Here is a 17,710-nt window from a genome sequence, read left to right on the forward strand (position 1 = left end):
CTGAGGTTCGCCTCAAACGCCGGCGAGGCTGGAGGTTGCCCCAGGGCACCGGCGAGGGGGGCCCGGCCAGGCCCCGCCTCAAACACCGGCGGGGTTGAACGACGCGCCACCGGTCAGCCGGGCGGGCCGGTGTCCGGGTGCGGTTCGGTGGGGGTGGCCATAGCCTCCCAAATGTGACGCCGCCCCTGAGACGCAGCCCGGCCGCCATACCCGTGAGAGCCGCACTCGCCTTGATCGCCGCCCTCCTGGCGACGGCCGGCTGGGGTTCGGCCACCGCCACCCCCGCCCGGGCCGACGACCCGATCACCCTGTCGAAGCAGGGCCAGATCACCGACCGCGTGGGCGCGCTGGGCGACCGCGAGCCCGCCGTCGCCGCGGCCCTCGACCGGCTGTACGCGGACCGGCGGGTCCAGCTGTTCGTCACGTACGTACGGGACTTCTCCGGCCGCTCCCCGCAGAGCTGGGCGGACGCCACCGCCACCCGCAACGGCCTCGGCCGCGAGGACGTGCTGCTCGCCGTCGCCACCGGCGACCGCCAGTACGCCTATTCGGCGGACGTCGACTCCGGTCTGACCCAGCAGCAGCTGGACGCCGTCGCCCGGACCGCCGTGGAGCCCGCGCTGCGCGTGAACGACTGGGCGGGCGCGGCGATCGGCGCCGCGGACGGCTACGGCGCGGTCCTGGCCGGGCAGCCGGTGCCGACGCCCGCCCTGACCCCCGGCGACCCGGACCCCGGCGGCTCCGCGGCGGACTCCGGGTCCGGCGCCGGGGACTACGTCCTGCCGGTGGTGGCGGTCGGCGCGGCCGGCGCGCTGGGTGCGTACGCGTACGCCCGCAGCCGGCGGAAGAAGTCCGGCGGGCCGGCCGGCGGCGCGCGGAAGCCCGGCGCGGGCTGGGGCGGCGCGGGCCCGGCGGGCCTGCCGCTGCCGGAGCTCGACGCGAAGACGAAGGTCCTGCTCGTCGGCACGGACGACGCGATCCGCACCAGCGCCGAGGAGCTCGGTTTCGCGACGGCGCAGTTCGGCGAGGAGGCCGCGCAGCCCTTCACCGAGGCCCTCGCGCACGCCAAGGACGAGCTGACGCACGCGTTCCGGCTGCGCCAGCAGCTCGACGACGCCTACCCGGAGGACGACGCGACCCGGCGCCGGATGCTCGACGAGATCGTGGCCCGCTGCACCGAGGCCAACCGGCGGCTCGACGCCGAGTCCGAGGCCTTCGACCGGCTGCGTTCCCTGGAGCGCAACGCGCCGCAGGCGCTGGCCGCGGTGGAGGCGCGGTTTCGGGAGCTGACCGGCCGGACCGGCACCGCGGAGGCCACGTTGACGGCGCTGGCCGGCCGGTACGCGGACTCGGCGTCCGCCCCGGTGTCCGGGAACGCGGAACAGGCCAAGGACCGGCTGTTGTTCGCGACCACCAGCCTGGGCGAGGCCCGGGCCGCCCTGGACGGCGGCGACCGGGGCCGGGCAGCCGTGCACGTACGGGCCGCCGAGGGCGCCGTGGACCAGGCGGCGACCCTGGTGGACGCGGTGGAGCGGCGGGCCCGGGAGCTGGCGGAGGCCGCCGGGAAGCTGGACGGGGCGCTCACCGAGACGGACACCGACCTGGCGGACGCCCGGGGCCTGCTGACGGGCACCGCGCAGGGCGCCTCCACCGCCGACCTGCGCGGCCGCATCGGCCGGGCGGAGGCCGTGCTGGACGGCGTACGGGCGCAGGTGCGGGCGGGGCGGTACGACCCGCTCGACGCGCTGCGCCGGGTCGAGGAGGCCGACGCGGCACTGGACGAGGCGCTGGCCGGGGCCCGGGAGCGGGAGACGGGCCGGCAGCGGGCGGCGGCCCTGCTCGACCAGGCGCAGCTGACCGCGCGCAGCGCGATCGGGGCGGCCGCGGACTACGTCACGACGAGCCGGGGCGCGGTCGGCAGCCAGGCCCGTACCCGGCTCGCGGAGGCCCAGCGGCGTCTGGAGCGCTCGCGGGCCCTGGCGGCCGCGGACGCGCAGGGCGCGCTGGCGGAGGCCCGGCAGGCGGACGCGCTGGCCCGGCAGGCGCAGCAGCTGGCCGAGCAGGACGTCCGCGGGTACCGCGACCCGTACGGGGGCGGGCAGCGCGGCGGCGGGATGGGCGGCGCGGTGCTCGGCGGGATCATCCTGGGCGAGATCCTCGGCGGCGGCCGCGGCGGCTCCTCGGGCGGGTTCGGCGGCGGCTTCGGCGGCGGGGGCGGCTCCTTCGGGGGCGGCGGCCGCGCGCCGGGCTCCTTCGGGGGCGGCGGCACCCGCGGCCGGCTGGGCGGTGGCGGCCGCTTCTGACCCGCCCCGTCCCCCTCTTCCTCCCCGTACGGGTTTCGCATCGACTTCCAGGAGTAGGCGCTCATGAGCAAGCAGACGATCCTCGGCCGTGTCACCCAGCTCGCGAAGGCGAACATCAACGCGCTGCTGGACCAGGCGGAGGACCCGCAGAAGATGTTGGACCAGCTGATCCGGGATTACTCGAACAACATCTCGGAGGCGGAGCAGGCCGTCGCCACCACGATCGGCAACCTGCGGCTGCTGGAGCAGGACCACAAGGAGGACGTGGACGCGGCGGGCGAGTGGGGCGGCAAGGCCCTGGCCGCCAGCCGGAAGGCGGACGAACTGCGGGCGGCGGGCAAGGCGGCGGAGGCCGACACCTTCGACAACCTCGCCAAGGTCGCGCTGGGCCGCCAGCTCCGGTCGGAGAAGGAGGCGGCGACCGCCGAGCCGACCATCGCGGCGCAGACGGAGGTCGTCGACAAGCTGAAGTCGGGCCTGGACTCGATGAAGGGCAAGCTGACCGAGCTCCAGGCCAAGCGCGACGAGCTGGTGGCGCGGGCGAAGACCGCGCAGGCCCAGAACACGATGATGGACGCGGTGAAGAACATCGACGTGATGGACCCGACGAGCGACCTGAACCGCTTCGAGGACAAGGTGCGCCGCGAGGAGGCGCGCGCCCTGGGCAAGCAGGAGCTGGCGGCTTCCTCGCTCGACGCCCAGTTCGAGGCACTGGACGACCTGGGCCGCACCGCCGAGGTCGAAGCCCGCCTGGCCGCCCTCAAATCCGACAAGGCCGCCTGACGTCGGACAAGCCCCCCGGCGAAGCGGATCGAGCCTCGCCTGGGGGTCCCCCGGGACGGAGTCCGGGGGAGTGTGCGGCGCGGGGTCCGGGGCGGAGCCCCGAACGGCCCCGGGGGCTACCCGTACAACTCCAGCAGCTGCTCGGCGGACAATTCCCCCGCCACCTCCGACGCCGCCCCCGGCAGTGGCTGCTCGAACCACACCGTCTTCCCCCGGGGGGTCCGCCGCGACCCCCAGCCCGTCGACAGCAACTGCACGAGCTGCAATCCGCGCCCGCCCTCGTCCGTGTCCCGCGCCCGCCGCCGCCGCGGCTGGACCAGCCCCGCGTCCCAGACCTCGCAGACCAGGGTCCGGTCCAGGAGCAGGCGCAGCCGGATCTCGCCCTCCCCGTACCGCAGGGCGTTCGTGACGAGTTCGCTCACGAGGAGTTCGGTGGTGTCGGCGAGCGCCTCCAGGCCCCATTCCAGGAGTTTGGTGCGGGCGAGTTCGCGGGCCCGGCCCACCGAGCGGGCCTCGCGCGGCATCTTCCAGTCCCCCACCGCGTCCGGCGGCAGTCCTTGTACGCGGGCCATGAGCAGGGCGATGTCGTCCTCGCCGTGCCGGGTCTCCAGGGTGTTGAGGACGTGGTCGCAGACGTCCTCCAGCGGGCGGGCCGCGTCGGTGAGCGCGTCGCGCAGGCCGCGCAGGCCGTCGTCGAGGGTGTGGTCGCGGGATTCCACCAGGCCGTCCGTGTAGAGGGCGAGCAGGGCGCCTTCGGGGAGTTCGACCTCGATCTCCTCGAAGGGTTCGCCGCCCACGCCGAGCGGCATCCCGGGCGGCACCTCAAGCAGCAGCGCGCCGGGGCCGCCGGGTTCGACGAGCACCGGCGGCATGTGGCCGGCGTTGGCGATGGTGCAGCGCCGGGTCACCGGGTCGTAGACGGCGTAGACGCAGGTGGCGAGGTAGACCTCGGAGAGGTCGGTCTCGCGTTCGCGGGTCCGGGACTGCTGGGAGCCGCCGCCGGATCCGGGTGCGCCCAGGCCCCGGGCCACCTCGTCGAGGGCCGTCAGCACGTCGGCCGGCTCCAGGTCGAGCAGGGCCAGGGTGCGGACGGCGGTGCGCAGCTCGCCCATGGCGACCGCGGCCCGCAGCCCGCGGCCCATCACGTCGCCGACGACCAGGGCGGTGCGGTGGCCGGGCAGCTCGATCACGTCGAACCAGTCGCCGCCGACTTCGGTGGCCGCGTTGCCCGGCAGGTAGCGGCAGGCGATGTCGAGGCCGGCGGCCTCCGGGTCGCCGGGCGGCAGCAGGCTGCGCTGGAGGATCAGCGCGCGTTCGTGTTCGCGCCGGTAGAGGCGGGCGTTGTCGATGGAGACGGCCGCCCGGGCGGCCAGTTCCACGGCGACCGCCCGGTCCCGCTCCCCGAAGGGCTCGCTGCCCTTGGTGCGGGAGAACTGCGCGAGGCCGACGACGGCGTCGTGCGCGACCATCGGCACGACCAGCGTGGACTGCACGAGGTCGTCCGGGCCGCCGCCCAGCACCAGCCGGGGCCGGGCGGTGCGCAGGGCGAGGGCGCCGGGCGAGGTCGCCGGGTAGCGGTGGGTCTCGCCGACGGCGACGGGGCCGACGCTGCCGGGCCCGGAGAGCGGGGCGTCGGAGACGGCGCTGGCGAAGGCGACGCGGCGCAGTTTCGCGGAGGGCATCCGCAGCCCGCCCGCGCCGGCGGAGAGCCGGGTGGGGGCGCCGGCGGACCGGACCGGGCGGTCGTCGTCGCCGAGCAGCAGCCCTTGGTAGAGGTCCACGGCGGCCAGGTCGCAGAAGCCGGGGACGGTGACGTCGAGGAGTTCGCGGGCGGTGGTCTCCAGGTCGAGGGAGTTGCCGATGCGGGCGCCGGCCTCGTTGAGGAGGGCGAGGTTGCGGCGGACGCCGGCGGCCTCGCGGGCGGCGAGGTGGCGGCGGGTGACGTCGGTGCCGAGGCCCGCGACGCCGACGGGGCGGCCGGAGGCGCCGTGCACGCGGTAGAGGTTGATGGACCAGTGGCGGTGCTCGCGGCTGCCGGGGGCGGCGCCGCTGATCTGGAGGTCGGTGACGGCCTCGCCGGTCTCCAGGACCCGCTGGAGCGCGGCGGCCATCCGGTCGGCCTCGCGGCGGGGCAGGTAGTCGTGGACCGTGCGGCCGCGGTGTTCTTCGACGCCGCCGCCGAAGACGGTCGCGAAGCGCCGGTTGGCGCGCTGCACGGTCAGGTCCGTACCGAAGAGGAGAAAGCCGAAGGGAGATTGTCCGAATATCGCTTGGGAAGCGGCAAGGTCCGACTCGATGCGGCGTAGGGCCTGTACGTCGACGACTACGCAGAGCGCGGCCCGCTCGCCGTGCTCGGTCTCGGTGGGCATCACATAGATCTCGGCCACGCCCTCGGGCCCCCGTGCGCCGCCCGCACCGGAGGGCATGCGGAAGGGGACCAGGCCCGTCCATTCCTTGCCGTCGAGTATCTCGGCGACTTGGCGGCGGCCGCCGGGGCGCAGTTCGGCCGGCATGAAGGCCTCGACCGGGTCCCTGCCGACCACCTGGGCGGCGGGCAGGCCGAAGAGTTCCTCGGCGCGCCGGCTCCACTGGTCGACCAGCCCGTCGGGCCCGATCGAGAAGGACGCGACTCTTATGTAGTCATAGATCGAGCCAGGCGGACTGCTGTGCCACATGGCTTCGCGCCACGGTGCTCCGGGCACCTGGACGTGCTGTGCCTGCGCAGGTATTTCGCTCACGCGACCGTCCCCTCCAGCTCAGCGCAACCGGACCGGCCTTGGACGAAGTATTCAGCACCACGGCCACGGACGGCACGGCGTTCACGATCACAGCAAGGTCTCGTTCATTTTGCGCCTACGGTGCGCCGGCCCCAAACGCCCCTCCTCGGGCGGCCGTGGTCCGGTGATCGTCGGCTTCTCTCACACTGTTACTCACCAGGCAAGGCCAACTCGAACCACACCGTCTTGCCCGTCTTCCCGTGCCGGGTCCCCCAGCGCTGCGCGGAGACCGCCACCAGGTGCAGTCCTCGGCCGCCCTCGTCGTCGGGCGCGGCGACCCGTTCCCGGGGCGGATCCGGAAGCGGATCGGACACTTCGACGAGGAGCGCGGAGGCGTGGGGCTCGTGGCCGGTGGCCGAATTCTGCCGTACCAGCCGGACTCCGATGGGGCCGGACGCGTAGCGCAGCGAGTTGGTCACCAGCTCGCTGACCAGCAGTACGGTGACATCGCCGACGGCGTCGAGGCCCCACGAGCGGAGGGCTCCGCGCACGGCGTGCCGAGCGGTGCGCACGGCCCCGGGCTCGGCGGGGAATGCCCATTCGGCGCTGTCGGCGCAGTCGGATTCGGAATCGATCACGCCGATCACTTCCCGGGCCAGCAGGCGGACCCCAGTCCGGTTTGTCAGGGGGATGAGATTGGGATTAATAGCGACATACCCGATATCCAGGGCGTCGTACCGCCCGGCCCCCCACCCACCGGCGCACTGTGGCACGAACGGCGTACAACCCGGGCCCCATGCGCCCCGTGCGGCGTACACGCGGAGCGCCGTGCGCCCGCCGGAGCGCGGCGCACGGGGAGCGCACGGGGGCAGACTGCCGGATACGGGCCGCCGCACGGCTCGGCGGCCCGGCGGCCCGGGCCCGTCGGAGGCCCAGGTCAGTCGGCGTCCAGGTCAGTCGGAGGCCGCCGGGGCGGCGGCAGCGGCGGCCCGCAGGCGGCGGCCGGCCTCTGCGACGGCGGGGCGGTCCTGGTCGAGCCAGTCGACGGCGTCCAGCTCGTCGGGGCCCAGCCAGCGCAGCTCGTCGTGGTCCTCCAGCGGCTCCGGCTCACCGGAGAGCAGCCGGGCCGTCCACACCCGCAGGACCAGGCCGGGCTTCAGCGGCCACTCCCCCGGGATCCGCTCCAGCGCTTCCGCTTCGACGCCCAGCTCCTCGCGCAGCTCGCGGACCAGCGCCTCGGGCCCGCTCTCGCCCGGCTCGGCCTTGCCGCCGGGCAGCTCCCAGCGCCCGGCCAGCTCGGGCGGGGCGCTGCGGCGGGCGGCCAGCAGGAGCCCCGCACGGCAGACGGCTCCGCCCACGACCACTCGTACAGTCATGGACGGAGCCTATGGCACCCCGGAACGGGGGCCTCAGTTCGTTGTGGCGGTCTGTCCGATCCGCTCGACCCAGTAGAGCTGACGGTGCCCGTGGTGCTCCAGGCTGTCGGCCACCTTCTCGGCCTCGGCCTGGCTCGGGTATCTGCCCACCCGGTAGCGGTTGCCGTTGTCGTCCTGCCGTATGACCAGCCACGGAAGCTCGGCACCGCTGTCGTTCATCGCGCTTCACCCTCCGCCGACGCACTCGCCCAGGAAACCGCAATACGCATATGCCTGAGCTTACGCCCGACCTTTACGGAGCGGATACGGGTTTTCACGAAGAGATACCTCGGGGCGTACGCATCCGGCCATGCGTACGAGTGCGCCGCCCGTGCGACCCCCCGGGGCGCGCGCCGGGCCGCCGGGACGGGAAGGAGCCCCGGCCGCCGGGCCGGGGGCCGGGCGGTCGGGGCGAAGGCCGGGCCGGTCGGGCCGCGGGCCGGGCTACCGGACCGGGAGGTGGTACGAGATCCGGTAGCGGTCCGCCGGGACGACCACGTCCGCGGTCTCCACGGCCCGCCCGGAGGCGTAGTACGTGCGCCCGATGACGAGCACCACGTGCCCCGGGACCCCGCCCAGGGTGAGGATCTCCTCCGCGAGGCCCGGGCGCGCGCCGACCTCCTCGACCACGTTGTCCACGACCACGTCGATGGCGGCCATGCGGTCCACCACCCCGCAGCCGCCGAGCGGGCCCTCCTCGGGGAGCATCACCGGGGTGCGCCCGGTGACGGCGAGCGGCTCCCAGGAGGTGGACAGCATCATCGCCTCGCCCGCGTCCCGGAAGACGTACCGCGTGCACATGACCTTGTCCCCGGGTTCGATGCCGAGCCGGTCGGCGACCTCGGGAGTGGCCACGCCCTGTTCGCTCCGGGATTCCCAGGTGCCGCGCACCCCGTCCTCCGCCTGCTCCTGCCGGAACGGGGTCGAGACCCCGCCCGTGCGGTACCCGGAGCGCGCCACCCGGCGCGGCACCGGCTGCTCGCGGACATAGGTGCCGGACCCGGAACGGCCCTCCACCAGCCCTTCCGCCATGAGGACCTTGCGGGCCTCCAGGGCGACCGTGTCCGAGACGCCGTACTCCTCGCGGATCCGGGCCTGTGAGGGCAGCCGGGCGTGCGGGGGCAGGGACCCATCGACGATCTTGCGCCGCAGATCCCCGGCGACGCGAAGATAGGCCGGCTGCTCACCGAAAGTCACTGGCCACTCCCATCAGGTTGACAGACAGCAACAGCCTGACAACCGACGGTTGAAGACCGCAAGCGAAGGCCAGAGTTTCACTCGAAGTGATGACCGATGCCCACCCAAACCAGTTACCGAGAGTACAGCGATCAAGGAATCCGGCGGCGCGGCGAGCCGCACGCGAACAACATGCGCGCCGGACTCGCACCTGACGCGGGCCCGAGGGGGACCTGACGCGAAAGCCCGGCCGAAGAAGACCCCTTGACCCGCCTGGTCCAGACCAATACCGTCCGGCGTGCACAGCACACTGCCCGGTCCGGAGCTCAACTCCCCGCATCCGCAACCCCAAAGGAAGCCCATGCGCCGCAGCATGCTCGGCAGGCTGGCCGTCGCCGCCTGCTCCCTCTCCCTCCTGACCGCCCTCGCACCGGCGGCGGCCGCCTCGGCCGACAGGACCGACGCGTCCTACAGGACCGACACGTCCGACAGGTCCGGCCACGGACGCACGTACAAGCGCGTCGGATACTTCACCCAGTGGGGCGTCTACGGCCGCGACTTCCAGGTCCAGGACCTCGACAAGAGCGGCGCCGCGGCGAAGCTGACCCACATCAACTACGCCTTCGGCAACATCACTTCCGAGGGCAGGTGCACGCTGGGCACCACCCCCGGCGAGGCCGACCCCTGGGCCGACTACCAGCGCGGACTCGACGCGGAGAACTCCGTCGACGGCGTCGCCGACACCTGGGACCAGCCGCTCGCCGGCAACTTCAACCAGCTGCGCGAGCTCAAGGCCAAGCACCCGGGCCTCAAGGCCCTGCTCTCGCTGGGCGGCTGGAGCTGGTCCACGCACTTCTCGGACGCGGCCCTCACCCCCGCCTCCCGCAAGGCCCTGGTGGCCTCCTGCATCGACCTGTACATCAAGGGCAACCTGCCCCGGGACGGCGGCCGCGGCGGCCCGGGGGCGGCCGCCGGGGTCTTCGACGGCATCGACCTCGACTGGGAGTGGCCGGGCTCGGCGGGCGACTCCGACACCACCTATCGACCCGAGGACAAGCAGAACTTCACCGCGCTGGTACGGGAGTTCCGCACCCAGCTCGACGCGTACGGGCGCAGCAAGCACCGGACGTACGAGCTGTCCGCCTTCGTGCCGACCGCCCCCGCCAAGATCGACGCGGGCTTCGAGGTCCGCCGGATCATGCGCGACCTGGACTTCGTGACCCTCCAGGGCTACGACTTCCACGTCTCGGGCGAGCCGGTCACCGCCCAGCAGTCCGCCCTGTTCGCCCGCGGCGACTTCAGCGCGCACGGCACCGTCCAGGCCTGGCTCGACCGGGGCGCCCCGGCCCGCAAGCTGGTGATGGGCATGCCGTTCTACGGACAGGGCTGGACCGGGGTCAGCGGCGGCGGCGACGGCATGGGGCAGCCCGCCACCGGCCCCGCCCCGGCCACCTGGTCGGCCGGGTACGAGGACTACAAGGCCCTCAAGAAGCTGGCCGACTCCGGCACGTACACGGTCCACCGCGACCGCCGCGGCGGCCACGCCTGGCTCTTCGACGGCACCACCCTGTGGACGTACGACGACCCGCAGGTGCTCCGCACGAAGGCGGCGTACGTCCGTGAGCGCGGGCTGGGCGGTGCGATGTTCTGGTCGCTCGACGCGGACACCGCGGACGGCGAGCTGATGACGGCGGTCGACCGGGGTCTGCGGCACCGGTAGCGGCCCGCGGGCACGGGACGGGGGCGGCCGCAGACCGCGGCCGCCCCCTCACTGCTCACTGCTCACTGCTCACCGAGCGACTGCCACGCGGGCCCGTTGCTCAGAACTGCAGCGCCCAGGAGTCGATCTTGCCGGTGTCGATGTTCGCGTTGTCGTTCACGCGGAGCTTCCAGGTGCCGTTCGCGACCTCGGAGGAGGCGTTGACCGAGTACGTCTGGAGGATGTTGTCCGCGCTGCCGCCGGCCCGGTTGTGCAGCGTGTACACCGAGCCGTCGGGCGCGACCAGGTCCACCTTCAGGTCGCCGATGTACGTGTGCTTGATGTCGACCGAGACGCTCAGCGTGGCCGGCGCGTTGCCGGGGACACCGCTGACGGTGACCGGGGACTCGACCGTGGAGTTGTCGTTGATCGCGAAGTCGCCGGTGTTCTCGAACCGCGGGCCGGGCGGGACGGTCGTGCCGCCGCCCACGAACAGCAGGCGGTTCGGGGAGCCGGTGCCGGGGCTGCCGACCACGTTCGGCGTGGCCGCGTTCACCAGCGCGGTGCCGACCTGGGCCGGGGTGCTCGACGGGTTCTGGGACAGGTACACGGCGGCCGCGCCCACGACGTGCGGGGTGGCCATCGAGGTGCCCGAGATCGTGTTGGTGGCCGTGTCGCCGGTGCCCCACGAGGAGGTGATGGAGGATCCGGGCGCGAACAGGTCCAGCACGTTGCCGTAGTTGGAGTACGAGGCCTTGGCGTCGCTGCTCGTGGTGGCGCCGACGGTGATCGCCTCGGTGACCCGGGCGGGCGACTTGGTGTTGGCGTTCGTCGACTCGTTGCCCGCCGCGACGCCGTACGTGATGCCGCTGGCGATCGAGTTGCGCACGGCCGTGTCGAGCGCGGAGTCCGCGCCACCGCCGAGCGACATGTTCGCCACGGCCGGCTTGACCGCGTTCTGGGTGACCCAGTCGATGCCCGCGACGACCTGCTCGGTGGTGCCGGAGCCGGAGTTGTCGAGGACGCGGACGCCGACGATCTTCGCCTTCTTCGCGACGCCGTACGCGTTGCCCGCGACCGTGCCGGCGACGTGCGTGCCGTGGCCGTGGCCGTCCTGCGCCGTGTTGTCGTTGTCGATGGCGTCGTAGCCGTAGGAGGCGCGGGTGCCGAAGTCCTGGTGGCTGATCCGGACGCCGGTGTCGATGATGTAGGCGGTGACGCCCTCGCCGGCCTTGTCCGGGTACGTGTAGCTGGAGTTGAGCGGGAGCGCCTTCTGGTCGATCCGGTCCAGGCCCCACGACGGCGGGTTGGGCTGGGTGGCGTCGATGGTGAACGTGCGGTTCTGGACGACCGACTTGACCGCCGGGTCGGCGGCGAGCTTGCGGGCCTGCGCCTCGGACAGCTGGACGGAGTATCCGTTCAGCGCCTTCTTGTAGGTGCGGCGGATCTTCGCACCGTACTCGTGGGCGACGGCCCGGCCGGCGGCGGAGTCGGCGGTGGCCCCGTCCAGGGTCACGATGTAGCTGCCGGCTATGGAGCCGGGGGCGCCGGCGTTCTCGATGACGCCTTCCGCTCCGGCGCCGGGGGCGGCGGAGGCCGGGAGTGCGGACGCCGCGCCGAGCACGAGTGCGACGACGGCGGTCGCGCTGATACCGGCGATCTTCCGACGTGATGGACGCATCACGGTCATGTGAGGGGTCCTCCTCATAGGTGGTGCGCTGCGGGGGGTGAGACAGGCATGGACATGACAATCAATCGATCGCCAACTCCCGCCTGTCACCGAAAGGTTGACCCAAGCCACCGAGATCCCACAAGAGGACGCGAGACGCTTCACAGAGGCGCCACACTGCGGCCACGAACGGGCGCTCAAAGCCTGTACACGACACGCAGCGGTCATGAACTGGGCCGCCGCGCGAATGCGCCCCCCTGCCCGCCCGGGTCCCGCCCCGCCCCGTACGTGTCGGATTTTCGCGAGCGCATCGAGCCCGCGGATGATGGACTGGACCCCATGACCACCAACATCCCCACCCGCCGCACCCAGACCGAACTCGCCCAGGCCTTCGGCTCCTTGCACGTTCCCGGCACCCCGCTCGCCCTGGCCAACGCCTGGGACGTGGCGAGCGCCCGGGTCACCGAGGCCGCCGGCGTCGCCGCGGTCGCCACCACCAGCGCCGGCGTCGCCTGGAGCCTGGGGTCCCCCGACGGCGACGCGATCGCCCGGGACCGGGCGGTGGAGCTGGTCGCCCGGGTCGCCGCCGCCGTGGCCCTGCCGGTCACCGCCGACATCGAGGGCGGGTTCGGAGCGGACGCCGCCGCCGTCGGCGAGACCGTCGCGCAGGTCATCGCCGCGGGCGCGGTCGGCATCAACATCGAGGACGGGGACCGCGACCCGGCGGAGCTGGCCGACCGGATCGCCGCGGCCCGCGCCGCCGCCGACGCGAGCGGCGTGCCGCTGTACATCAACGCCCGTACGGACACCTACCTGTTCGGGCTCGGGGAGCCCGGCCCGGCCCGGCTGGCGGAGACCCTGGCGCGCGCCGAGCGGTACCTCGCGGCCGGGGCCAGCGGCGTCTTCGTCCCCGGTGTCGCCGACCCCGGGACGATCGCAGAGCTCGCCCGGGGCATCGACGCCCCGCTGAACCTGCTGGTCGGCCCCGGCTCGCCGGCCGTGTCCGAGCTCGCGGCGCTCGGCACCGCCCGGGTCAGCCTGGGCTCCTCGGTGGCGGAGGCCGCGTACGCGGTGGCCGCGCGCGCCACCCGCGAGTTGCTGGCCGGCGGCACCTACACGGCGGTCGCGGACGGCCTGCCGTACGGGGAATTGAACGGACTGCTGAAGGGCTGATCAGAGCGGGGCTCCCGCCCGGGCCTCGGCGGGGACCGGACTTCGGCGAGGACCGGACTTCGGCGGGGATCCTGCCCGATATCAGGCAAATTCCTGGCCTGATCATCCTCTGATCCTTAGGATCTTGCCCCATGCGCCTCTCGAAACCCGCCGAAACGGACCAGCCGATACCGAGACCGGCGGGGGCGCCCGCGGACGCTCCCGGCCGCCGGATCACCGGAGCCGTCTGGGCCGCCCTCGGCATCGTCTACGTGGTCTGGGGTTCGACGTACCTCGGCATCCGGATCGTCGTCGAGACGATGCCGCCGTTCCTCTCCGCGGGCGCCCGGTTCATCACCGCCGGCCTGCTGCTGGCCGCCCTGGTGGCCTGGCGGCAGGGCCCGGCGGCGCTCCGGGTGACCCGGGCGCAGCTCGGTTCGGCGGTCCTCGTCGGCCTGCTGCTGATCGTCGGCGGCAACGGCCTGGTGGTGCTCGCCGAGCAGTCGGTGCCCTCCGGGCTGGCCGCCCTGCTGGTGGCGGCCGTCCCGATGTGGGTCGTGCTGATGCGCACGGTCAGCGGCGACCGCCCGCCGCTCGCCACCTTGGGCGGGGTCGTGATCGGCATGGCCGGGCTGGCCGTGCTGACCCTGCCGGGGATCAGCGGCGACGTCCGGCTGTCCGGGGTCCTGATGATCCTGGTCGCCGCACTGCTGTGGTCGCTCGGCTCGTTCTCCGCGGGCAAGCTCCCGATGCCGGGCAACCCCTTCACGGCGAGCGCGTACGAGATGGTCGCCGGCGGTGTCGCCGCCCTGCTGGTCGGCCTCGGCCGCGGCGAGCACCGCGGGCTCGACCTCGACGACTTCTCCGCCCGCTCCTGGGTGGCGCTGGCGGCCCTGGTCCTGGTGGGCTCGCTGATCGGATTCACCGCGTACGCCTGGCTGCTCCAGTCGGCGCCGCTCTCGCTCGTCTCGACGTACGCGTACGTCAATCCGGTCGTGGCCGTCTTCCTCGGCGCGCTGGTCCTCAACGAGGCGCTGACCTGGCCGATCCTGTTCGGCGGCGCGATCGTGGTGGCCGGCGTCTGCGTGATCGTGAGCACCGAGCGCCGGCACTGACCGCGGCCGCCGGGGCCGCCCGGCGGCTCCGGGTCGGGCCCTCGCGGCGCTGCCGGCCCCGGCGGGCGCCCGGCCCGCGCGGTACCGGTCAGGCCTTCCCGGCGGCGGCCTCGTACAGGGCCTTGGCGCGGTCGTCGAAGCGGGCGGCGGTGGAGTCCACGTCCGTGTCGCCGCCGCTCAGGACGGCGATCAGCCGGCCCGGCTCGCCGCGGGCGCCGCGGTCGGCGATCCAGGGGCTGCCGCTGGTGCCGGTCCAGAAGCCGGCGCAGTTGATGTAGAGCATCCCTTCCTCGTCCTCGGCCTCGGTGGTCTGGGTGGTGCAGGCGACCGGCCGGTTCTCCGGGTTGTGCTCCTCGTCGGGGTAGCCGACCACCGTCACGTCGCGTGCGACCGCGGAGTCCCATTCGGGCCGCGGCGCGGCGCCCCGGCCGACGACGTCCTGGACGTTGCGCCCCTCGCCGTCCGGCTCGATGGTGAGGAAGGCGAAGTCGGCGGTGTCGTCCCCGTACAGCCGCCAGCGGTCGTCCACGTGCACGGCGCTGACCTTCCACGTGCCCAGCGGCCGGTCTCCGGCACCCCCGCCGGAGAAGGCGGGCGCGAAGGACAGCTTGCCGATGGCCAGGCCGTCGTGGGCGAGCTCGCCCGGCTCGCCGTCCTCACCGGCGGGGCTGACGCAGTGCGCCGCGGTGGCGACGACGTTCCCCCGAGGGCTGTCGACCACGCTCGCCGTGCACCAGTGCCCGCCGTCGGCCAGGAGCACGCCGACGGTCGGGAAGGGGAGCGCGGGCTGCGCGTCGTACTTGAACACGGCGACGGCGAGCACCGCGGCGGTGCCGGCGGCGGCCGCCGCGAGGCCCCGGAACCAGCTGCCCATCAGACGTCGGGCGCCGCGTCACGCTCGGGTGCCGCGTCAGGGTCGGGGGTGGGCGCCGGGTCGGGGGTCGGGGCCAGCATCACCTTGCTGATCCATTCCAAGGAGCCCTCCCGCATGCCTCGGACGTAGGACTTTCCGTTGTGCTCCCCATCCTCGATCACCTGGAGCCGGGTGTGCACGGGCCCGCGACCGTACAGGCGCATGAACCGCTCCAGCTTCGCGCGGCCGGTCTCCTTGGTGCCGATCTGGAAGTTCACGTACACGTCCGGGCCCTTGCGGCCGATCAGCCGCTGCGCGAGCTTCTCGGGGTTGTTGGCGTCCATCTCCCGCCGGTGGCCCCGCCACAGCGGGGAATCGGGGGCCGTCTCGGGGCCCGAGGCGATCACCGCCTTGAAGCGCTCCGGGTACTTCACGACCTGCTTGAGGGCGACGAACCCGCCCGAGGAGGAGCCCATGAAGGCCCAGCCGTCGCGGGAGCGGAAGGTGCGGAAGTTGGCCTTCACGAAATCCGGCACGTCTTCGGCCATCCAGGTGCCCATCCGGGGCTGCCCGGGAATGTCGGAGCCGTCGTAGTAGAACTTCTTGTCCGGGTTCAGGACCGGCATCACCAGGATGAAGGGCAGGCTGGTGCCGTTGCGGACGCCGTCCGTGACGGCCTTCTGGAGTCCGAGGCCGGTGCCCATCCAGTAGTTCTTGGGGTAGCCGCGGCCGCCGGGCAGCGAGATCAGGACCGGGAAGGCGCTCTTCTCGTACCGGGGGTCGCTGTACTCCCGGGGCACCCACACCCACACGTCCCCGGTGAAGCCGGACTTCGCGCCGACGAGCGTGGTGCGGCCGATCTCGGTGCCGTCGGAGAGCCGGGAGGCCCGTACGAAGTCCGCGGACGGTCCCCTCGGCATGCTGACGCCGGGCCGGTCGGGCCCGGCGTTCCCGTCCTGCCGCCCGTACGGGTCGTACGGGCGGCCGAAGGACATCGGCTCCCCGTTGTCCGACAGCAGGTCGAACTTCCATACGACGCCGCCCGTCGCGAGCAGCGCGAGGGCGAGCGCGCCGCAGGTCAGGAGCAGCCGGCGGGCGCGCCTGCGGCGGCGGCCGGGGCGGGAGGCCTCGCCGGAGGTCCCGCGGGAGGCCTCGTGCAGGGTGCCTTGGGGGCTTCCCTGCGGGGTGCCGTGCGGGTTGCCGTTCGGGTTGCCGTGCGGGTTGCCGTGCGGGGTGTGCTGCTGGATCACGTGTTTCACCGTGCTGTCCGACCGTTCCCTACCCGGCGTCCGGGATCGGCTTCGCCATCACCTTGCTGATCCACTCCAGGGAGCCCTCGGTCATGCCGCGGACGTAGTCCCAGCCGTTGTGGTCGCCGTTCTGGATGACGTGGGTGGTGATCTTCACCGGCCCCTTGCCGTAGTCCTTCTCGAACTTCTTCAGGCGCGCCAGGTCCTGGCTGCCTTCCTTGGTGCCGATCTGGAAGTTCACGTAGACCTCGGGACCGGTGCCGCGGCTCAGCTTCTCGGCGAGCTTGCCGGGGTCGTTGGCGTCCATCAGCTTCTTGTCGCCGTGCCACAGCGGCGAGTCCGGCGCGGTCTCGCCGCCGTTCGCGATCACCGCCTTGAAGCGGTCCGGGTGCTGCATGACCATCTTGAGCCCGACGAAGGCACCCGAGGAGTTGCCCATGAACGCCCAGCCGTCGCGCGAGGTGAACGTCCGGAAGTTGGCCTTGGTGAAGGCGGGGATGTCCTCGGCCATCCAGGTGCCCATCTTGGGCTGGCCCGGGATGTCGGAGCCGTCGTAGTAGTTCCGCTCGTCCGGGTTGAGCACCGGCATGATCAGGATGAAGGGGAGGCTGGTGCCCGCCTTCACGCCTTCGGTGACGGCCTTCTGGAGGCCGAGGCTGCGGTCGGCCCAGTAGTTCGTCGGGTAGCCGTTGCCGCCCGGCAGGGAGATCAGGACCGGAAAGGCGCTCTTCGCGTACTTCGGGTCGTCGTACTCCTTGGGGACCCAGACCCACACGTCGCCCGTGAAACCGGACTTCGCACCGGTGAGCCGGGTCTTGGCTATGGAGGTCCCGTCGTCGAGCCGGGTGGTGCGCCGGAACTCGGCGGCGGGCCCGGTCGGCATCGACATCGCGGGCCGCCCGCCGTCCTTGCCCTTGTCCTTGTCCTTGCCGGTGACGCCGGGGTCCTGCTCGCCCTGGGTGCCGGCGGGGGGCTGACCGAAGGTGACGGCCTCGCCGTTGTCGTTGAACCAGTCGAGCTTCCAGCCGGTGACCCCGACGCCCGCGAGCACGGCGACCGCGACCACGGCACTGATCCACCCGAGCCGCCGCCGCGACCGCCGCGGCGGCTCCTCCCCACCGGACCCGGCAGGACCACCGGGTCCGCCCGTGCCGCCCTGCCCGTGCCCGGGGCCGTACGGGGGGTGCTGCTGGCCGTACGGGGGCTGCTCGTCGTACGGGGGCCGCTCCCGGTACGGCTGCTGCGGCGGGGCGGCGTACTGCGGAGGCTGAGGGGCGTACTGCCGCGGAGCCTGCGCCTGCTGCGGCTCGCCGTACCAGGGCTGCTGCGGCGCGGACTGCCCGCCGTACGGCTGCTGCGGTCGGCCCGCGGACGGCTCGTACGGCTCATAGGTCGGGTACGGCTGCTGCTGCCCCTGGTCCTGCCCCTGGCCTCGGTCCTGACCTCGGCCCTGATCCTGGCCCTGGTACGGATACGGGTACGGCTGATCGTCAGGCCGCGGGCGCTGCGGGTACTGGTGCACGGAACTCGCTCCGAACGGTCATGCCTGCCCCCACGGGACAGATCGGCTGGGCATCC

Annotated in this window: 14 protein-coding genes; 5 read left to right on the forward strand and 9 right to left on the reverse strand. The window is 73.3% G+C overall.

The genetic code is table 11. The features are described from left to right. Window positions 1-185 precede the first annotated feature (185 nt). Both OG764_RS13675 and OG764_RS13680 read left to right on the forward strand, forming a co-directional pair. Window positions 186-2,303, forward strand: a complete 2,118-nt coding sequence (locus tag OG764_RS13675; RefSeq protein ID WP_443056211.1) for a TPM domain-containing protein — start codon at window positions 186-188, stop codon at window positions 2,301-2,303. A gap of 63 nt (window positions 2,304-2,366) precedes the next feature. Further along, window positions 2,367-3,086, forward strand: coding sequence for a PspA/IM30 family protein (locus tag OG764_RS13680; protein ID WP_328968698.1), 720 nt, complete (start codon window positions 2,367-2,369; stop codon window positions 3,084-3,086). 116 nt (window positions 3,087-3,202) lie between these two features. Here OG764_RS13680 and OG764_RS13685 read toward each other — a convergent pair whose 3' ends face one another. From OG764_RS13685 to OG764_RS13705, 5 genes are all read right to left on the reverse strand, one after another. Beyond that, complete coding sequence (locus tag OG764_RS13685) at window positions 3,203-5,824, reverse strand: SpoIIE family protein phosphatase (protein ID WP_443055924.1); 2,622 nt, start codon at window positions 5,822-5,824, stop codon at window positions 3,203-3,205. A gap of 188 nt (window positions 5,825-6,012) precedes the next feature. Further along, window positions 6,013-6,450 carry an ATP-binding protein gene (locus OG764_RS13690; RefSeq protein WP_328968699.1) on the reverse strand — a complete coding sequence of 146 codons (438 nt, stop codon included), beginning with the start codon at window positions 6,448-6,450 and terminating at the stop codon, window positions 6,013-6,015. Between the two features lie 306 nt (window positions 6,451-6,756). Beyond that, window positions 6,757-7,179: a (deoxy)nucleoside triphosphate pyrophosphohydrolase gene (locus OG764_RS13695; protein WP_328968700.1), complete on the reverse strand. Its 423-nt coding sequence runs from the start codon at window positions 7,177-7,179 to the stop codon at window positions 6,757-6,759. A 33-nt stretch (window positions 7,180-7,212) separates the two neighbouring features. Next, window positions 7,213-7,398, reverse strand: coding sequence for an SPOR domain-containing protein (locus tag OG764_RS13700; protein ID WP_328968701.1), 186 nt, complete (start codon window positions 7,396-7,398; stop codon window positions 7,213-7,215). Window positions 7,399-7,662: 264 nt separating this feature from the next. Further along, window positions 7,663-8,415: a GntR family transcriptional regulator gene (locus tag OG764_RS13705; protein WP_328968702.1), complete on the reverse strand. Its 753-nt coding sequence runs from the start codon at window positions 8,413-8,415 to the stop codon at window positions 7,663-7,665. A gap of 340 nt (window positions 8,416-8,755) precedes the next feature. Here OG764_RS13705 and OG764_RS13710 point away from each other — a divergent pair, with 340 nt between their 5' ends. Further along, entirely contained in the window at window positions 8,756-10,114 is a 1,359-nt protein-coding gene (locus OG764_RS13710) for a glycoside hydrolase family 18 protein (RefSeq protein ID WP_328968703.1), read from the forward strand. A gap of 100 nt (window positions 10,115-10,214) precedes the next feature. On the opposite strand, the gene OG764_RS13715 is transcribed toward OG764_RS13710, so the two are convergent. Next, window positions 10,215-11,783, reverse strand: coding sequence for a S8 family peptidase (locus OG764_RS13715; protein WP_328968704.1), 1,569 nt, complete (start codon window positions 11,781-11,783; stop codon window positions 10,215-10,217). A gap of 318 nt (window positions 11,784-12,101) precedes the next feature. Between OG764_RS13715 and OG764_RS13720 the strand changes: the two genes are divergently transcribed. Next, a complete protein-coding gene (locus tag OG764_RS13720) occupies window positions 12,102-12,935 on the forward strand; it encodes an isocitrate lyase/PEP mutase family protein (protein WP_328968705.1) in 834 nt (277 codons plus the stop codon). A 131-nt stretch (window positions 12,936-13,066) separates the two neighbouring features. Then, entirely contained in the window at window positions 13,067-14,029 is a 963-nt protein-coding gene (locus OG764_RS13725) for an EamA family transporter (RefSeq protein ID WP_328968706.1), read from the forward strand. Between the two features lie 88 nt (window positions 14,030-14,117). On the opposite strand, the gene OG764_RS13730 is transcribed toward OG764_RS13725, so the two are convergent. From OG764_RS13730 to OG764_RS13740, 3 genes are read right to left on the reverse strand one after another with little or no spacing between them, the layout of a single operon-like run. Beyond that, window positions 14,118-14,903, reverse strand: coding sequence for a trypsin-like serine peptidase (locus tag OG764_RS13730; RefSeq protein ID WP_328968707.1), 786 nt, complete (start codon window positions 14,901-14,903; stop codon window positions 14,118-14,120). Then, window positions 14,903-16,129: an alpha/beta hydrolase gene (locus tag OG764_RS13735; RefSeq protein WP_443056212.1), complete on the reverse strand. Its 1,227-nt coding sequence runs from the start codon at window positions 16,127-16,129 to the stop codon at window positions 14,903-14,905. Before OG764_RS13735 ends, OG764_RS13730 begins: the two co-directional genes overlap by 1 nt. Window positions 16,130-16,160: 31 nt before the next feature. Next, complete coding sequence (locus OG764_RS13740; protein ID WP_328968709.1) at window positions 16,161-17,654, reverse strand: alpha/beta hydrolase; 1,494 nt, start codon at window positions 17,652-17,654, stop codon at window positions 16,161-16,163. Window positions 17,655-17,710: the final 56 nt, after the last annotated feature.

The sequence above is a fragment of the Streptomyces sp. NBC_00239 genome, from assembly GCF_036194065.1.
Lineage (GTDB): Bacteria > Actinomycetota > Actinomycetes > Streptomycetales > Streptomycetaceae > Streptomyces.

What these genes read in the sequence shown, in the direction of transcription:
- OG764_RS13680 (WP_328968698.1), top strand. Translation starts at nt 2,367, where the DNA reads ATGAGCAAGCAGACGATCCTCGGCCGTGTCACCCAGCTCGCGAAGGCG.
- OG764_RS13695 (WP_328968700.1), bottom strand. Translation starts at nt 7,179, where the DNA reads ATGACTGTACGAGTGGTCGTGGGCGGAGCCGTCTGCCGTGCGGGGCTC.
- OG764_RS13700 (WP_328968701.1), bottom strand. Translation starts at nt 7,398, where the DNA reads ATGAACGACAGCGGTGCCGAGCTTCCGTGGCTGGTCATACGGCAGGAC.
- OG764_RS13710 (WP_328968703.1), top strand. Translation starts at nt 8,756, where the DNA reads ATGCGCCGCAGCATGCTCGGCAGGCTGGCCGTCGCCGCCTGCTCCCTC.
- OG764_RS13715 (WP_328968704.1), bottom strand. Translation starts at nt 11,783, where the DNA reads ATGACCGTGATGCGTCCATCACGTCGGAAGATCGCCGGTATCAGCGCG.
- OG764_RS13720 (WP_328968705.1), top strand. Translation starts at nt 12,102, where the DNA reads ATGACCACCAACATCCCCACCCGCCGCACCCAGACCGAACTCGCCCAG.
- OG764_RS13725 (WP_328968706.1), top strand. Translation starts at nt 13,067, where the DNA reads ATGCGCCTCTCGAAACCCGCCGAAACGGACCAGCCGATACCGAGACCG.
- OG764_RS13730 (WP_328968707.1), bottom strand. Translation starts at nt 14,903, where the DNA reads ATGGGCAGCTGGTTCCGGGGCCTCGCGGCGGCCGCCGCCGGCACCGCC.